This window comes from Caballeronia sp. 11_S32 (assembly GCF_056930355.1).
In genome coordinates, this window is sequence record NZ_JBXOWH010000003.1 from 2,255,188 (window position 1) to 2,270,046 (window position 14,859).

Below are 14,859 nucleotides of genomic sequence, written 5' to 3' on the forward strand. Positions count from 1 at the left end.
GGATCACGCTCCGGCCCAGCGGCCATTAGGCGGTGACGGGCGACCCAGCTGCTGTACGGTCAGCGGCCTGCTCCTCGGCGGTGCGGGCCATGCCGCCGCCAAAGCGCGCTCTAAACGCTACTGCGTGCTGCGCCTGCCGCTCCTCGTACATGCGGACGCGCTCGATTGCCGGAATGCGCTCGCCGTCGATATGCGTAGGGACTTTCTCCATAACGACTCTTAGCGGAGAAGGTGCGGCGCGATGGCAAACATCGCTTTGCGTCCGCGATAGTCACTGCCTGTTGCGGTCGTGGCACGAACGCGACCGTTGCTTGCGCGAGCCATGCTGATCTGCTTTCCCATATCAACAATTGCGGCGCGCACGATGTCCGGAGATTCGTGTACCGCGTCGATACTGGCCTGATCCGAAACCGTCAGACCGTTAAGCTCCGCGAAGCGGATCGGGTCGTCATAGAGGTTCACGCCGTACATCGTGGTAAGCACGCGCTCCAATTGCTCGTCATGCGTGACTGCCGCATAAGCCGCACCGCCGATACGAGGACGATCAACGACAGTCCCATGGCCGCGAGTCGGGAGCGTTCCCCCGAATTGATGAACGTCATTACCCTTCGCGTCCTTCCGAACGATTCTTGCTCCACCTGCCATGTTTGTACTCCTTATTGAATGCTCGTGAAGGAGGCCACGAGCTAGCCTATGTTTACTGCTGGATTGCCTTTACTGCTGCCTTCTCGCGGGCCTTGTACTTGCGGGCCGCGTAAGTCGGGAGGGAGCCGGTAAGCTGCTCCACGACTTCACGCCATGTGCAGACGCCGCTCTTGCTCGCCCGACGAGTAAGGGCTTCGTAGTAGGCGCGGGCCTCGGCGTTGTGCTCCAAAGGGTGAGCAATCTGTTTACTCATTTCATGCTCCTATCTGGGACTACTTCTTGAGGTTAAAGGGTGGCGCGAAGTTGATTTCCGCTTCGCGGGTCTGCCGGATGCGCTCCGTATGCGCCTGATCCTCAAGCTGTTTCGGCGTGAGAACCGGCTTCCGGTCTCTCGGATCACGACGGAAACCTTCTGTCGCTAGGAACCGATGTCTGACGTTCATTTAGTACCTCGCTTCGATTGATGAAATGACCGGGATTGTTCGTTGCTCAATAAATAGGCAACGAAGCTAAAGGGACGGACCGCAAACCCTTATGTCATCGTTGCCCAAAGTGGCGGGGCCGGATCGCAAACCCGCATCCAGCCATGAGTCCCTATAGGGCTCCCGCATAGCAGCAGTAGAAGCTTTCTAGCAGCCATCAGAACGGCCAATCTGGTGACTCCAAAGTCGCCACATCGAGACGGGTCATAGTCGGTGCGCTCGCTAACCGCCTCGCGTACTCCACGACGTTCGCAGTGTGCCTAGCTCGCTTCGCTCGCTGCATCTGCTCACGCAGTACGTCTACTGCCTCGGCTCTGATTGCCATGTTCAGTCGCTTCTTCAACTGCGGATTGTCGAATAGCAGAACCTGCTCCATGTCAAGCATCAAGAGAAACTCAACGTCGCTGCGCTCCTCGTTCGCGACCAGATGAATCCTGTCCTTCGCGATGAACGACTCTCCCATTGGCTCCGGCAGTCTTGGCGGCTTCGCCTGCCCGACTGCCTCGCCTAAGCTGACGCCCTTGAACCGTCGTGCGGCACGGATAGCACGGTCAGCATCTAAGTCATACCCGGTCGGCTTCTGTACCGCTCGCTGTCCCGGCCTCCTACGTGTTGCCATAGTCCTCCTTCCTTGTTGCAGGACACCCGGCTGGATGCCCTGTAAAAAGGTTGGTCGCCATGTGGATCGAAGCGGTAGCCCGTACTGCGGCCTGCACTCCCCACTGCTGCCTTCGGTCGGCCTCAATCAGCCTGCCCCGGTGCCGCCACCGCACTCCCGCCGATGCGGGCCGTAAACGACAAAAGGCGGGTTCTGCGACTCACCGAAACGCCGACATTGGCAATCCGATGATCTTAGAACCCGCCTTCCTACCGCCACGAGAGATGGTTGTCTCGTACGGTCACTGCACTGGTGCGGTTCGGGAGAATTGCTTCTCGCCAATCAGTGCAGCGGGATGGATTCTGTCATCGGTACATTGGGCTGTCAAGCGGCATATCGAAATTTCGTTCGGTATATCGAACAGGTAGCGTGATTCAACGCCCTCCGAGGGTGGCTCACCTGCGGTTACACCTGCGCCGGACTCGGAATCCGTAGCCGCACAGCGAACGCTGTTTGTCCAATGAGTCACGCGAAATTGATTCCTCGATTCGGCGAGTAGCGAGACGGAGCGCAGACGGGCGACGTTTCCTCGTCTTTCAAGTCGTCCGAAATTGAATCTCTCGTCTTGTGAGTCCGTCAAAATGACAGAAGCCCGCTCTGTGGCGGGCCTCCGACGAAATGCTGCATTTCACTATTGAGGTTGATCTGCGGACGGCATCGGTCATAATCATCTTGGGCGCTTGCATGGCGCTCGTCCTCATAGTGTCACTTGCCCGGCCTCGCGCCGGGCCTTTCTGCGCCGCCGATACTCAATGCGCGTAGTCGGTGCTCGCCGTCACGCACCGGCAGTCCAGCGCGCACTCTCCAGCCGCTTCCGCCCGAATCAGCGCGTCGATAGCCCGAAGCTCGTCAACCTTCGCACCGGTGGCCTCGGCCACGGCCTGCCACGCAGCAGCGCCTGCCCACGCCGCCCGGACTGCACGCAGCGCCTTCTCGCCGTCGCTGGCATCAGCCGCCCACGGCGCACCCTGAAGCTGCCAGCCTGCCGTATCAGCGACGGTCCCGGCCTCGGCCAGCGCCTCGTACCCTGCTTCGCCAGCGTCGGCAAGCTCCGTCGCCCGGTCCTCATAGCCGATGTAGAACTCCATCTGCTCCTCCCGGTCGCCCCGCCATGCCGGGCATACCTCGCTGGAGACGAACGCCCACGCCATAGCGCAATGCTCGGCCATGCTCGACGGGCGATGCCCCATCATCTCGGCTTCGTCGGCGGTCGGTTCCTCGCCAATGGACATCAGCCAGCCCCAATCCACTTCAGCGAAGAACGCGCCCTCGCTGTACGCGCCGTGCGGCATGGAGTGCGTGATGGACGGTTCGAAGGTTCCTGCGTTGTTGTTCTGGTTCATGATCCTCTTTTACGGTATCGTGCGAGCGCGCTGGCCCGCGTGTTCAAGGGTTGCCCGGTCGGTCTTGGCGGATAGGCCGGGTTGCTACGGCGTGCGGTGCCAGCGCCCTACTCGGCGGCTCCTCCATCTTGCATCAGACCCGCTGCGCGCAATGCGCGTGCGATGGTGGGCCGCGTGGTCTTCAATGTGTCAGCGATCTGGCTATAGCTCATGCCCCGCTGCCGGAGGTCAACAATTCGCCTGTGCATGTCGGCGTCTGCCTTGCGACCTGCGTAGCCCTTGCTCTCGGTCAGGCCAGCCGCATCCTTCGCCCTGCGCCGTTTGACGCCCTGCGCTGCGCGCTCCCGCCGCACCTCGTAGTCCTCGCGTGCCTTAGCTGCCGCAAGCTCGACCATCAGATCACGAATGGCTGTCTTCGTCGCATCGTGCGTCCAGTCGTTGCGCTGCGCTTGTGTGGCCTTCAGCAGTTCCCAAGTCATTGGGACGTACTTGGCGACGATCAACACGCGCTTCGCCCTGATGCGCTCCTTAAGCGCTTCCCAGTCATCCTGCGTCAGACGCGTCAAGCGGTCGATTCCCTCTACCAGCAGCACATCGCCCGGATGCGCCTCGGTCAACAGATCATCCAGCGCTGGCCTGTCCAGCTTCGTGCCGGAGGCATTCTCGACGTAGAAGGCCGTAATTCGCGCACCGTGCTCTCCCGCGAACTTGGTAAGGCTGTCGCGTGCACGGTCAGCGTCTTGGTCTGATGTGGATGCTCGAAGGTATGCGCGAATCGCCATGATGATCGCTCAGTAACGTTTAGGAGCTTGAATCGTAACCAGTAACGAATAGGATGTCAATGATTCAATTACGTTACTGATAGACGCGCTGGCGCAACGGTTCCGTTACCGCATGCCCTAACGTACTGACTACACTGATGGCACGGCGATAGCTGAAAGCGCAAATGAAGAGAGAAAAGCGATGCGTGATACGCGAAGAGCAACGTCTGAACTCGTCACAGCGAGCATTCGAATCGCAAAGTTGGATGTTCAGATCGAGAGACAGCGAGTCCAAGTGGAGCGCTTTCGTCAGGCGGGAATCCCGTCTGGTCAGTCAGAGCGCTTGCTGGCGCTGTACACCCGTTCACGAGAGGCGGTCGCGATCTTTCGCGGCGTCGTTCTGAAACGTGTGAAACAGAACACCTAGACGCCGATTGTCACGTGCCCGACGGCTCAGATGAGCATTCGTGCGCGTGCTCGCGCCTCCAGAACGCGGGCGCGGGCGCACGGGGGCGCAGGCAGGCGCGTGGGCGGCGTAAGTGGCCGCGAATAGGCACAGTAATTTTGGGTCGAGCGGCTTGGACGACCGGCACCATACGACATTGTTGTAAAGACACACTTCCAATACTTGTTACATAAAATTACACTCTCCCTCGGCCTATCGTCAGGTCAATAACGGAGAACGAGGAATGAGAGGGCATCTATTTACAGCCGCAGCAGCGGCGGTCATCTTGGCGGCGTGCGGGGGCGGTGGCGGAAATGACAACGCCGCGTCGTCGGCAGCGGCACCTGCACCTACGCAGTCGGCGGCGGGGCTTTACACGGGGACCACGGACACGAATAGGCAGACTTCCCTGCTTGTGCTGGACGATGGGCGGGTGTACTCGCTGTACTCGGTGATCGGCCATCCGAGCATCATCGCGGGCGGCGTGATCGGTTCCGTCGCGTCGAGCAACGGCACGCTGTCCAGCGGCAGCGGCTTGGATTACAACCTCGAAGGGCAAGGCGTGAACTCGGTCACGCTGTCGGGCACGTACGCAGCTAAGACATCGGTGAACGCCACGGTCCAGTACGCGAACGGGGCGAAGGTCAGTTTCAATGGCAAGTACGACGCGAGCTACGACACGACGCCGACGCAGGCCACCGTGACCGGCACGTTCAAAGGCCAGAGTGTCACCAACCTCGGCAGCGATGCAAGCGTGACCATCACGGCAGACGCGAACGGCTCGATCACTGGCAACGGGACAGGATGCGCTTTCACTGGCTCCATCAAGCCGCACGCGTCTGGGAATCTGTACGACGTGACGATCACCTTCGGCGGCGGTTCGTGCGCGTATCCGAACACATCGGCAACGGGTGTCGCAGTGGTCAGCGGAACGACGATGCACGCCGAACTGCAAACGCCTTCTAAGGCGGGCGTGCTGTTCCTCGGTACGAAGCAATAACGCTGGTAGCGCAAGCGGACTGCTCCGTTGTGGCCGCTTGCGCGCCAACGGGTAACGACTCAATCAATAGGACCATCGAATGAAACGGGGAAGGTTGTTTATTGCCGCCGCAGGTTTCGCGGCACTCGCGGGCTGTGCGTCGCCTATGGTGTGGAATAAGTACGGCGCAAATCAATCCGATTATCAGCAGGACTCGTACGCTTGCGAAAAGGATGCTCGCCAAAGCGGTTACTTCGGCGGCGGAATTGCTGGCGCGATCAACATGCGTGAGTTCTTCAAGCACTGCATGGTCGCACATGGATGGGCGCTTCAAAATTCATAGTTTGCACAGGCTTGTCGCCTGAGCGCTGTTGCCGAAAGAAGCGCGTGGGGGAACCCGGTTCAGAACAAGCGTTCGGCCCCCCCCGATCGGAGCTGCCCGCGACGGGTAAAGCAGAAATGATCGACGGGCAGCGCTTCAACAGCCATTAAGAATCGACAGACCATTGCATCTGCACATGGTATAGTGTCCACGGCGAGCAGAGACACAAGATGTAGTGTCGACTTGCATGCTTCCACGAATTGTTTGCATGCCATGAGTGATAATCAAACAACGATCCTACTGCGACAAATAAAGCAGATCATTGAAGACCCGTATGCCGAGCGCGTTAGGGCGAAGTATCCTGCATTGGCCGCTCAGTGGCCGGTGGTTTCGGGCTGCAACTTGCTCGTGGGACAGTTCAGCGGATGGTTCATCCTTGTGTTCAAGCACACTGCTACCAAAGTGATGCGGGCGAACGACGGGCTTAACGGATTAACGCCAGAAATCGTTGGTGTGGACGCGATAACTGAAGAAAACAAAGAGCTTGTTCGGCAACGGTTCATCGACATGCACGGGTTGTCTTTGAATGACGCCGTTGTTTTCTCCGCCCCGCAAGGATTCAATGTCGCCGAATTGGATGTCATGATGCAACGCCATGAAAGAGCACGTGGACTCGCGCCTATGAAAATCTTCTTGAGTCACAAGTCAGCAGATAAGCCACTGGTTCGGCAGTACAAGCAGTTGCTCGCCGATCTCGGTTTTGACCCATGGTTGGATGAAGACGCCATGCATGCCGGTGTCGAATTGGAACGCTCTCTGCTAAAGGGCTTCGCAGATTCGTGCGCCGCGATCTTCTTTGTCACGCCGAACTATAAGGACGATAACTATCTCGCGTCGGAAGTGGACTACGCGATTCAGGAGAAGCGTACGAAGGGTGATCGCTTTCAGATCATAACGCTGGTCTTTAGCGAGAACGGCAAAAAAGGAGCGGTGCCTGAGTTGTTGCGTCGGTATGTCTACAAAGAGCCGTCGTCTGATCTGATTGCCTTCCAAGAAGTACTCCGAGCCCTTCCCCTTCGGGTCGGCGCGACGCACTGGTGCGTATAAGAACATGATGTTCAATCAAGATTCGCTCAGGACAATCAGATGATCGGTGAAATTTCGGCAGCGCTGTCGAGCGTTAACACGGCGATTCAGATCGCAAAGTCGGCAATGGGCGTGCAGCAAGACGTTGCAATCAAGCTTGAAATCAACAGGATGCTCGACGCAGTTCTTGAGGCAAAGACCGGTTTGTTGGATGCCTCTGAGAAGATAGCGGCACTCCAGGAAGAGTTGCGACAGACGAAAGCGAAGCTAACGGCTCAAGCCGACTTATCCAGCTACGAGTATGTACAGCTAGAGACCGGCGCGCAGGTGGTTACACGGAATGGGGAAAGCAACGGCCGACCGTTTTGCCCGACTTGCTTCGAGTCCAAGCAACTGCGCGTCCTCCAGTCAGAGTTGGATGATTCGTATCTCCGCTGCTTTTCCTGCAAAGGCGTCTTCAAGCGCGACTTCAGGCAGGACGAGGCGATGGATGAGACGCTCGGGCGTTTCGACAGCTATTGACGTGATCGACTAGCTGCGCGGTCCGTCACCTTGCTTCTGCTCGGCAAGGGCAGAACGCGACTTGGCGCGCTGGGACAATCCTGGGACAATCAGTCTGCAAAACCCAGTCAGAAGCTACGCCCGCCCCTGCCGAAGCCCCGCGCCACAAGGCTCCCGCAGCAGCACGCCCGACTCGTGCCACGCCTTGAAACGCCGATGGCAGGTCTGATACGACGGATATTTGCGCGGCAGCGTGGACCACGACGCGCCGCTGTACATGACCCAAAGCACACCGTTGAGCACGGCGCGGGTATTAGCGAGCGGCCGGCCCCGCAGCTCCGAACGCGGACGCAGTTCGGGAAGCAGCGGTGCCACCATTTGCCATTCTTCGTCCGACAAGTCGCGATAGGGCTTCACGGTATTCTCTCCAATTTGCTGTCTGATTACTGGCATCGACGATACCGAGTACCCGAGAGCAGGCAAATAAGAGTGGTCCGAATCTTGAAAAAGCCTGAAAAGCCTTATGCCGATTGGCTAGCCGCAGATTTTTGATTCTCGTATTAGGTCAGCGAAATATCCGCGACACGCCGCGGCGCCTCCAGATACTCCTTCGACTGCATCTCGACGATGCGCGAGACGGTGCGCGCGAACTCGTTGGCCATCGGCCCTTCGACGTACAACTCCTCCGCGGGCACCGCCGCCGACATCAGCAGCTTCACCTTGTGGTCGTAGAACACGTCGATGAGCCACGTGAAGCGGCGCGCCTCGGACGCCATGCGCGGTGTCATCTGCGGCACGTCCGAGAGAATCACCGCGTGAAACCGGTTCGCCAGTTCGAGATAGTCGTTCTGCGAGCGCGGGCCGCCGCACAATGTGGCGAAGTCGAACCACACGACGCCGTCGGCCTTGCGCAGCGCCTTGATCTCGCGCTTCTCGATATGCAGGATCGGGCTTTCGTCGGGCACGGCCGCGAGCTTGGCGAAGTCCGCCCGCAGCGCCTTGTCGGCGGCGGCGCCGAGCGGCGTGTGATAAGCCTGCACCTGCGACAGCGTGCGCTTGCGGTAGTCGGTGCCGGCATCGACATTGAGCACGTCGAGATACTGCTTGATAAGCTCGATCGCCGGCAGCAGACGGTCGCGATGCAGCCCTTCCGGATACAGCGTGTCCGGCTCGTAATTGGACGTCATCACGAACTGCACGCCGTTCTTGAACAGCCGGTCGAGCAGGCGATACAGAATCATCGCGTCGGCGATATCGGAGACGTGGAATTCGTCGAAGCAGATCAGCCTGTATCGTTTGGCGATGCGTTTCGCGAGTTCGTCGAGCGGATCGGCCTGCCCTTTCAATTCTTCCAGCTCGCGATGCACCTCGCGCATGAACTCGTGAAAATGCAGGCGCGTCTTGCGCTGCACGGGCACGACCGCATAGAAGCTATCCATCAGGAAGCTCTTGCCGCGTCCGACGCCGCCCCACATGTACACGCCGCGCGGCAGGTCCGGATGCACGAGAAACTTCTTGAGCGCGTTGGAGCGGCGCGACTTGTACGCGACCCACTCTTCGTAGCAGCGCTGCAGGCGCGCGACCGCCGCGAGCTGCGCCTCGTCCGATTGATAACCCCGCGTGCGCAGTTCGTTGTCGTAGTATTCGGTGACGTTCATCTTCTGCCGTTCGAAGTGACGAAGGCGAGCGGTTTGATCCGCTCGCCTTCGTTGCGATGCCTTGCGTGTTGCCCGAAGTCGAGCCGAATTACATGTTCAACGCGCGCTTGTCGACGGCGAGCGCCGCTTCACGCATCACTTCCGACAGCGACGGGTGCGGATGGCAAATACGGCCGATGTCTTCCGACGCCGCCTTGAACTCCATCGCGACGACCGCTTCGGCGATCAAGTCCGACGCGTCCGCTGCGATCACATGCACGCCGAGGATTTCGTCCGTCTTCGCGTCGGCGATCATCTTGACGAAGCCTTCTGCCTTGCCGATGCCGAGTGCGCGGCCATTGGCCATCATCGGGAACTGGCCGGTCTTGATCTCGCGGCCTTCGGCCTTGAGCTGCTGCTCCGTCTTGCCGACCCACGCGATTTCCGGTTCCGTGTAGATGACCCACGGCACGCAGTTGTAATCGATGTGCGGCTTCTGACCGTCGATGATCTCCGCCACCGCCACGCCTTCGTCTTCCGCCTTGTGCGCGAGCATCGGGCCGCGCACCACGTCGCCGATCGCGTACACGTTCGGCACGCTCGTCGCGCAGTGATCGTCCACGTCGATGAAGCCGCGCTCGTTGGCCTTCAGACCGATCGACTCGAGACCGAGGTTATCGGTATTCGGCACGCGGCCGATCGACACGATCAGGCGATCCGCTTCCAGCGTCTGCGCGTTGCCCGCGTTGTCCGTATAGGCGATCGACACGCCGTTGGCCGAAGTCTTCACTTCGCCGATCTTCACGCCGAGGTGAATGTCGAGGCCTTGCTTCTTGAACTGCTTCGCGGCTTCCTTCGCAAGCGCTTCGTCGGCGGCGCCGAGGAATTGCGGCAGCGCTTCGAGCACGGTCACTTCCGCGCCGAGACGACGCCACACCGAGCCGAGCTCCAGACCAATCACGCCCGCGCCGATCACGGCGAGCTTCTTCGGCACGGAGTCGAACGACAGCGCGCCTTCGTTGTCGGCGATGAGCTTGTTGTCGACCGGAATGCCCGGCAGATGGCGCGCTTTCGAACCCGTCGCGATGATCACGTTCTTCGCCGTGACGACTTCCGTCTCGCCTTCGCCCGACACTTCGATCTGCACGCCGGCCGCGTTCTTGCCGGTGAACTTGCCGTGACCCTTGAGCCACGTGATCTTGTTCTTGCGGAACAGGAACTCGATGCCCTTTGTCATCTTCTCGACGATGCCGTCCTTGCGGGCGAGCATCTTCGACACATCGAGCTTCACGTCCGACACGCTGATGCCGTGATCGGCGAGATGCTTCGACGCATTCTCGAATTCCTCCGACGACGCGAGCAGCGCCTTCGACGGAATGCAGCCCACGTTCAGGCACGTGCCGCCGAGCTTGAGCAGTCCGGCCGGGTTCTTCCACTTCTCGATACACGCAACCGTCTTGCCGAGCTGCGCTGCGCGAATCGCCGCGATATAGCCGCCAGGGCCCGCGCCGATCACGACGACATCAAATTCCTTGGACATGACTTTCCTTTTTTGAACTCCGCTCCTGCGGAGACGCCTCGAACAGCGCGCGCGAGCCTATCGCGCGCGCCGAGGCACGATGCTTTTTACAGGTCCAGCAGCAGACGGGCCGGATCTTCCAGCGCGTCCTTCATCGCGACCAGCGACAGCACGGCTTCGCGGCCGTCGATGATGCGGTGGTCGTACGACAGCGCGAGGTAGTTCATCGGACGGATCACGATCTGGCCGTTCTCGACAACCGCACGTTCCTTCGTCGCGTGCACGCCGAGAATCGCGGACTGCGGCGGATTGATGATCGGCGTCGACAACATGGAACCGAACACGCCGCCGTTCGAGATGGAGAACGTGCCGCCGGTCATTTCCTCGATCGACAGTTTGCCGTCCTTCGCTTTCTGGCCGAATTCGGCGATCTTCTTCTCGATGTCGGCGAGGCTCATCTGATCCGCGTTGCGCAGGATCGGCACCACCAGGCCGCGCGGCGAACCGACCGCGATACCGATGTCGAAATAGCCGTGATAGACGATGTCGTTACCGTCGATCGACGCGTTCACGAGCGGGAACTTCTTCAGCGCATGAACGGCGGCCTTCACGAAGAACGACATGAAGCCGAGCTTCACGCCATGTTCCTTCTCGAAGCGATCCTTGTACTTGTTGCGCAGATCCATGACCGGCGCCATGTTGACTTCGTTGAACGTCGTCAGGATGGCGTTGGTCTGCTGCGACTCGAGCAGACGCTCGGCGATACGCGCGCGCAGACGCGACATCGGCACGCGCTGTTCCGGGCGGTCCTTGAGCCACTGGTCAGCCGATGCCGGAGCCGAAACTTGCGGCAGCGACGGCTTCGCGGCGCGCGCGGGCGCTGCGGCCGGAGCCGGCGCGGCGGCCTTGGCGGCAGCGGGTGCGCCAGCCTGGGCGGCGAGCGCGTCGCCCTTCGTGATGCGGCCGTCGCGGCCCGAACCCGACACCTGATCCGCCGAAACACCCTTCTCGGCGAGGATCTTCGTCGCGGCCGGCGATGCAGCGCCGCCCGTCGATGCCTGCGCGGCAGCCGGAGCGGCCGCAGCCGTTTCCGCGACCGGCGCGGGCTTCACTTCGGCGTCGCCGGCAGCGGCGACGGCGGCAGGCGCTTCGCCCGCTTTCGCTTCGGTGTCGATCTTCGCGATGAGTTCGTCGGCGGTGACGATATCGCCGTCGTGCTTGATCACTTGCGCCAGCACGCCGGCGGACGGCGCGGGCACTTCGAGCACGACCTTGTCGGTCTCGATTTCGATGAGGATTTCGTCCTGCGCAACAGCCTCACCCGGCTTCTTCTTCCATTGCAGCATGGTCGCTTCCGAGACCGACTCGGAAAGCTGGGGAACCTTGACTTCTACGATAGCCATTTCTGTATCTTCCTGATGCGTGTCTGTGTGTGTACGAGCAGCGAGACCGGGGAACATCCGTTCGCCCGGCCTCGATCAAGCATGCTTACTTCGCGATGGTCTGCGCGCCCTTCAGGCGGCCGAACGCGCCTTCCACGAGCGCCTTCTGCTGCTCGTAGTGCTTCGCGTAGTAGCCGACCGCAGGCGACGCCGAAGCCGGACGGCCGCTGTAGGCCAGCTTCATGCCTTCGCGCATGCCCTCGCGCAGATGGTGCTCGATGTAGAACCAGGCGCCCTGGTTCTGCGGCTCGTCCTGCACCCAGACCACTTCGGTCGCGTTTTCGTACTTCTTGAGTTCCGCGTCGAACTGCTTGTGCGCGAACGGGTACAACTGCTCGATACGCACGATGGCGACATCGTTGCTCTTCGCTTCGCGGCGATGCGCGACGAGGTCGTAATACACGCGGCCCGAACACACGACCACGCGCTTGACCTTCTTCGCCTCGATCGCTTCGTCGACTTCACCGATGACCGGCTGGAACGTGCCCTTCGACAGTTCCGACAGATCCGACACGGCTTCCTTGTGACGCAGCAGCGACTTCGGCGTGGCGATGATCAGCGGCTTGCGGAACAGGCGGATCATCTGACGGCGCAGCAGGTGGAAGATCTGCGCCGGCGTCGTCGGCTGGACCACTTGCATATTGTGATCCGCGCACAGTTGCAGGAAACGCTCGATACGCGCCGACGAGTGCTCCGGACCCTGGCCTTCGTAGCCGTGCGGCAGCATCATCGTGAGGCCGGAGACGCGGCCCCACTTCACTTCGCCCGACGAGATGAACTGGTCGATCACGACCTGCGCGCCGTTCACGAAGTCGCCGAACTGCGCTTCCCACGCAACGAACGTGTTCGGCTCAGCCGTCGAATAGCCGTACTCGAAGCCGAGCACCGCTTCTTCGGACAGCACCGAGTCGATCACCGTGAACTTCGCCTGGCCTTCCGCGATGTTCTGCAGCGGAATGTAGGTGCCGTCGTTCCAGCGCTCGCGGTTCTGATCGTGCAGCACCGCGTGACGGTGCGTGAACGTGCCGCGGCCCGAGTCCTGGCCCGTCAGACGCACGGCGTAGCCCGATGCGACCAGCGACGCGAACGCGAGGTGCTCGCCCATGCCCCAGTCGAGCTTGGCTTCGCCGAGACCCATGGCGCGGCGGTCGTTGATGACGCGCTCGACGAGCGGGTGAACCTTGAAGTTTTCCGGAATCGTCGTGATGCGCTCAGCCAGACGCTTCAGCTCGGCGAGCGGCACCGCGGTGTCGGCCGCGTCGGTCCACTTGCGGTTCAGGAACGGAACCCAGTCCACCGCGTACTTGCTCTTGTAGTTCGAGAGCACCGGATCGATGGTGTGATGGCCTTCGTCCATCGCCTGACGGTATTCCTTGACGAAGCTGTCCGCGTCTTCGGCCTTGATCACGCCCTGCTGCACGAGCTTTTCCGCGTAGACGGCGCGCGTGCCCGGATGCTTCGCGATGGTCTTGTACATCAGCGGCTGCGTGACCGCCGGCGTGTCCTGCTCGTTGTGGCCGAGCTTGCGGAAGCAGATGATGTCGACGACCACGTCCTTGTGGAACTTCATGCGGAAGTCGATCGCGAGCTGCGTCGCGAGCACGACGGCTTCGGGATCGTCGCCATTCACGTGCAGCACCGGCGCCTCGATCATCTTGACGACGTCCGAGCAGTACAGCGTCGAGCGTGCATCGCGCGGGTCCGACGTCGTGAAGCCGATCTGGTTGTTGATGACGATATGCAGCGTGCCGTGCGTGCCGTAGCCGCGCGTCTGCGCGAGGTTCAGCGTTTCCATCACGACGCCCTGGCCCGCGAAGGCTGCGTCGCCGTGAACTTGAACCGGCAGCACTTGCAGGCCTTCTTCGTCGCCGCGGCGATCCATGCGCGCCTTGGCCGAGCCTTCGACCACCGGATTCACGATTTCCAGGTGCGACGGGTTGAACGCGAGCGACAGGTGAACCGGGCCGCCTTCCGTTGCGACATCCGACGAGAAGCCCTTGTGGTACTTCACGTCGCCGGCCGGCAGGTCATCGACGTGCTTGCCTTCGAATTCGGCGAAGAGGTCGGCCGGCATCTTGCCGAGCGTATTGACCAGCACGTTGAGACGGCCACGGTGCGCCATGCCGATCACGATTTCCTGCACGCCGTTCTTGCCCGCGTGGCGGACGACTTCGTCCATCGACGCGATGAAGCTCTCGCCGCCTTCCAGCGAGAAACGCTTCTGGCCAACGTATTTGGTGTGCAGGAAACGCTCGAGGCCTTCGGCGGCCGTCAGGCGGTTCAGGATGTGCTTCTTCTTGTCGTTCGAGAAGTTCGGCGTCGAACGGATCGACTCGAGCTGCTCCTTCCACCAGCGCTTCTGCTCGGGATCGCTGATGTACATGAACTCGGCGCCGATCGTGCCGCAGTACGTATCGCGCAGCGCCTTGACGATGTCGCGCAGCGATGCCTGCTCGAAACCGAAGTACAGATTGGTCGCGTTGAAGACCTGATCCATGTCGGCTTCGGTGAAGTCATAGAAGCCGGGTTCGAGTTCGGGGATGGCGGGACGCTCGCGGCGCTTGAGCGGATCGAGATTCGCCCATTGCGTGCCGAGGAATCGATACGCGCCGATGAGGGATTGAACGTAGACTTGCTTTCGCGCGGTGGTCAGATCACCGGTGGTTTCACGCGGCAGGAAGGCGTTCGCCTTCGCGCGCTGGGCGAAAGATTCGACGATGGGGCCGTGGGCCACGTCGTTGTGAGCCGTGCCGTCAGATGCGGGCACGTTCTGCAACGCGTCGAAGTAGGCGCGCCAGGTCTCGGGCACTGACGCGGGATTATCGAGATATTGCTCGTACAACTCTTCGACGTACGGAGCATTACCGCCGAACAGATAAGAGTTCGACTGGAATTGCTTCATCATTTTACGCTCACCTTTCTTCGAGTTTCTCGAGGAAGTGCGGGTTACGAAACCTTCCGCGCCACGGCCTGACCGTTTAGCGGATTGCGCGAATCAAGTCTGCTTGGAAGGACCTAAAAAGCGACAGCTAATCCGAG

Annotated in this window: 16 protein-coding genes; 4 read left to right on the forward strand and 12 right to left on the reverse strand. The window is 60.8% G+C overall.

The window, feature by feature from the left end; genetic code table 11:
* Positions 1-25: 25 nt before the first annotated feature.
* From AC1Z32_RS22155 to AC1Z32_RS22185, 7 genes are all read right to left on the reverse strand, one after another.
* Positions 26-211: a hypothetical protein gene (locus AC1Z32_RS22155; RefSeq protein WP_483480584.1), complete on the reverse strand. Its 186-nt coding sequence runs from the start codon at positions 209-211 to the stop codon at positions 26-28.
* 8 nt (positions 212-219) lie between these two features.
* A complete protein-coding gene (locus AC1Z32_RS22160; protein ID WP_483480585.1) occupies positions 220-645 on the reverse strand; it encodes a hypothetical protein in 426 nt (141 codons plus the stop codon).
* A 52-nt stretch (positions 646-697) separates the two neighbouring features.
* On the reverse strand, positions 698-898 hold the full coding sequence (locus AC1Z32_RS22165) for a hypothetical protein (RefSeq protein WP_483480586.1): 201 nt from the start codon (positions 896-898) through the stop codon (positions 698-700).
* A gap of 19 nt (positions 899-917) precedes the next feature.
* Positions 918-1,088: a hypothetical protein gene (locus AC1Z32_RS22170; RefSeq protein ID WP_483480587.1), complete on the reverse strand. Its 171-nt coding sequence runs from the start codon at positions 1,086-1,088 to the stop codon at positions 918-920.
* 196 nt (positions 1,089-1,284) lie between these two features.
* A complete protein-coding gene (locus AC1Z32_RS22175) occupies positions 1,285-1,746 on the reverse strand; it encodes a hypothetical protein (RefSeq protein WP_483480588.1) in 462 nt (153 codons plus the stop codon).
* Positions 1,747-2,534: 788 nt separating this feature from the next.
* Positions 2,535-3,128, reverse strand: a complete 594-nt coding sequence (locus tag AC1Z32_RS22180; RefSeq protein WP_483480589.1) for a hypothetical protein — start codon at positions 3,126-3,128, stop codon at positions 2,535-2,537.
* Positions 3,129-3,235: 107 nt separating this feature from the next.
* On the reverse strand, positions 3,236-3,910 hold the full coding sequence (locus tag AC1Z32_RS22185; RefSeq protein ID WP_483480590.1) for a recombinase family protein: 675 nt from the start codon (positions 3,908-3,910) through the stop codon (positions 3,236-3,238).
* A gap of 857 nt (positions 3,911-4,767) precedes the next feature.
* Between AC1Z32_RS22185 and AC1Z32_RS22190 the strand changes: the two genes are divergently transcribed.
* The 4 genes from AC1Z32_RS22190 (at position 4,768) to AC1Z32_RS22205 (ending at position 7,243) form a co-directional block, all read left to right on the forward strand.
* Positions 4,768-5,334 carry a hypothetical protein gene (locus tag AC1Z32_RS22190; protein ID WP_483480591.1) on the forward strand — a complete coding sequence of 189 codons (567 nt, stop codon included), beginning with the start codon at positions 4,768-4,770 and terminating at the stop codon, positions 5,332-5,334.
* A 79-nt stretch (positions 5,335-5,413) separates the two neighbouring features.
* Positions 5,414-5,656, forward strand: coding sequence for a hypothetical protein (locus AC1Z32_RS22195; RefSeq protein WP_483480592.1), 243 nt, complete (start codon positions 5,414-5,416; stop codon positions 5,654-5,656).
* Positions 5,657-5,908: 252 nt separating this feature from the next.
* Positions 5,909-6,742 carry a toll/interleukin-1 receptor domain-containing protein gene (locus AC1Z32_RS22200; RefSeq protein ID WP_483480593.1) on the forward strand — a complete coding sequence of 278 codons (834 nt, stop codon included), beginning with the start codon at positions 5,909-5,911 and terminating at the stop codon, positions 6,740-6,742.
* A gap of 39 nt (positions 6,743-6,781) precedes the next feature.
* Positions 6,782-7,243 (forward strand): hypothetical protein, encoded by a 462-nt coding sequence (locus tag AC1Z32_RS22205; RefSeq protein WP_483480594.1) that lies wholly within the window; start codon positions 6,782-6,784, stop codon positions 7,241-7,243.
* Positions 7,244-7,357: 114 nt separating this feature from the next.
* On the opposite strand, the gene AC1Z32_RS22210 is transcribed toward AC1Z32_RS22205, so the two are convergent.
* From AC1Z32_RS22210 to AC1Z32_RS22230, 5 genes are all read right to left on the reverse strand, one after another.
* Positions 7,358-7,639: a transposase gene (locus AC1Z32_RS22210; protein WP_483480595.1), complete on the reverse strand. Its 282-nt coding sequence runs from the start codon at positions 7,637-7,639 to the stop codon at positions 7,358-7,360.
* 143 nt (positions 7,640-7,782) lie between these two features.
* Complete coding sequence (gene zapE / locus AC1Z32_RS22215; protein ID WP_483480596.1) at positions 7,783-8,880, reverse strand: cell division protein ZapE; 1,098 nt, start codon at positions 8,878-8,880, stop codon at positions 7,783-7,785.
* Positions 8,881-8,968: 88 nt separating this feature from the next.
* Positions 8,969-10,399, reverse strand: a complete 1,431-nt coding sequence (lpdA, locus tag AC1Z32_RS22220) for a dihydrolipoyl dehydrogenase (protein ID WP_483480597.1) — start codon at positions 10,397-10,399, stop codon at positions 8,969-8,971.
* 86 nt (positions 10,400-10,485) lie between these two features.
* Positions 10,486-11,781, reverse strand: a complete 1,296-nt coding sequence (gene odhB / locus AC1Z32_RS22225; protein WP_483480598.1) for a 2-oxoglutarate dehydrogenase complex dihydrolipoyllysine-residue succinyltransferase — start codon at positions 11,779-11,781, stop codon at positions 10,486-10,488.
* A gap of 85 nt (positions 11,782-11,866) precedes the next feature.
* Positions 11,867-14,725, reverse strand: coding sequence for a 2-oxoglutarate dehydrogenase E1 component (locus AC1Z32_RS22230; protein WP_483480599.1), 2,859 nt, complete (start codon positions 14,723-14,725; stop codon positions 11,867-11,869).
* Positions 14,726-14,859 lie beyond the last annotated feature (134 nt).

Bases quoted from the DNA above. Each gene is read 5' to 3' on its own strand.
- AC1Z32_RS22155 (WP_483480584.1), bottom strand. From the start codon at position 211: ATGGAGAAAGTCCCTACGCATATCGACGGCGAGCGCATTCCGGCAATC.
- AC1Z32_RS22160 (WP_483480585.1), bottom strand. From the start codon at position 645: ATGGCAGGTGGAGCAAGAATCGTTCGGAAGGACGCGAAGGGTAATGAC.
- AC1Z32_RS22165 (WP_483480586.1), bottom strand. From the start codon at position 898: ATGAGTAAACAGATTGCTCACCCTTTGGAGCACAACGCCGAGGCCCGC.
- AC1Z32_RS22170 (WP_483480587.1), bottom strand. From the start codon at position 1,088: ATGAACGTCAGACATCGGTTCCTAGCGACAGAAGGTTTCCGTCGTGAT.
- AC1Z32_RS22175 (WP_483480588.1), bottom strand. From the start codon at position 1,746: ATGGCAACACGTAGGAGGCCGGGACAGCGAGCGGTACAGAAGCCGACC.
- AC1Z32_RS22180 (WP_483480589.1), bottom strand. From the start codon at position 3,128: ATGAACCAGAACAACAACGCAGGAACCTTCGAACCGTCCATCACGCAC.
- AC1Z32_RS22185 (WP_483480590.1), bottom strand. From the start codon at position 3,910: ATGGCGATTCGCGCATACCTTCGAGCATCCACATCAGACCAAGACGCT.
- AC1Z32_RS22195 (WP_483480592.1), top strand. From the start codon at position 5,414: ATGAAACGGGGAAGGTTGTTTATTGCCGCCGCAGGTTTCGCGGCACTC.
- AC1Z32_RS22200 (WP_483480593.1), top strand. From the start codon at position 5,909: ATGAGTGATAATCAAACAACGATCCTACTGCGACAAATAAAGCAGATC.
- AC1Z32_RS22205 (WP_483480594.1), top strand. From the start codon at position 6,782: ATGATCGGTGAAATTTCGGCAGCGCTGTCGAGCGTTAACACGGCGATT.
- zapE (WP_483480596.1), bottom strand. From the start codon at position 8,880: ATGAACGTCACCGAATACTACGACAACGAACTGCGCACGCGGGGTTAT.
- lpdA (WP_483480597.1), bottom strand. From the start codon at position 10,399: ATGTCCAAGGAATTTGATGTCGTCGTGATCGGCGCGGGCCCTGGCGGC.
- odhB (WP_483480598.1), bottom strand. From the start codon at position 11,781: ATGGCTATCGTAGAAGTCAAGGTTCCCCAGCTTTCCGAGTCGGTCTCG.
- AC1Z32_RS22230 (WP_483480599.1), bottom strand. From the start codon at position 14,725: ATGATGAAGCAATTCCAGTCGAACTCTTATCTGTTCGGCGGTAATGCT.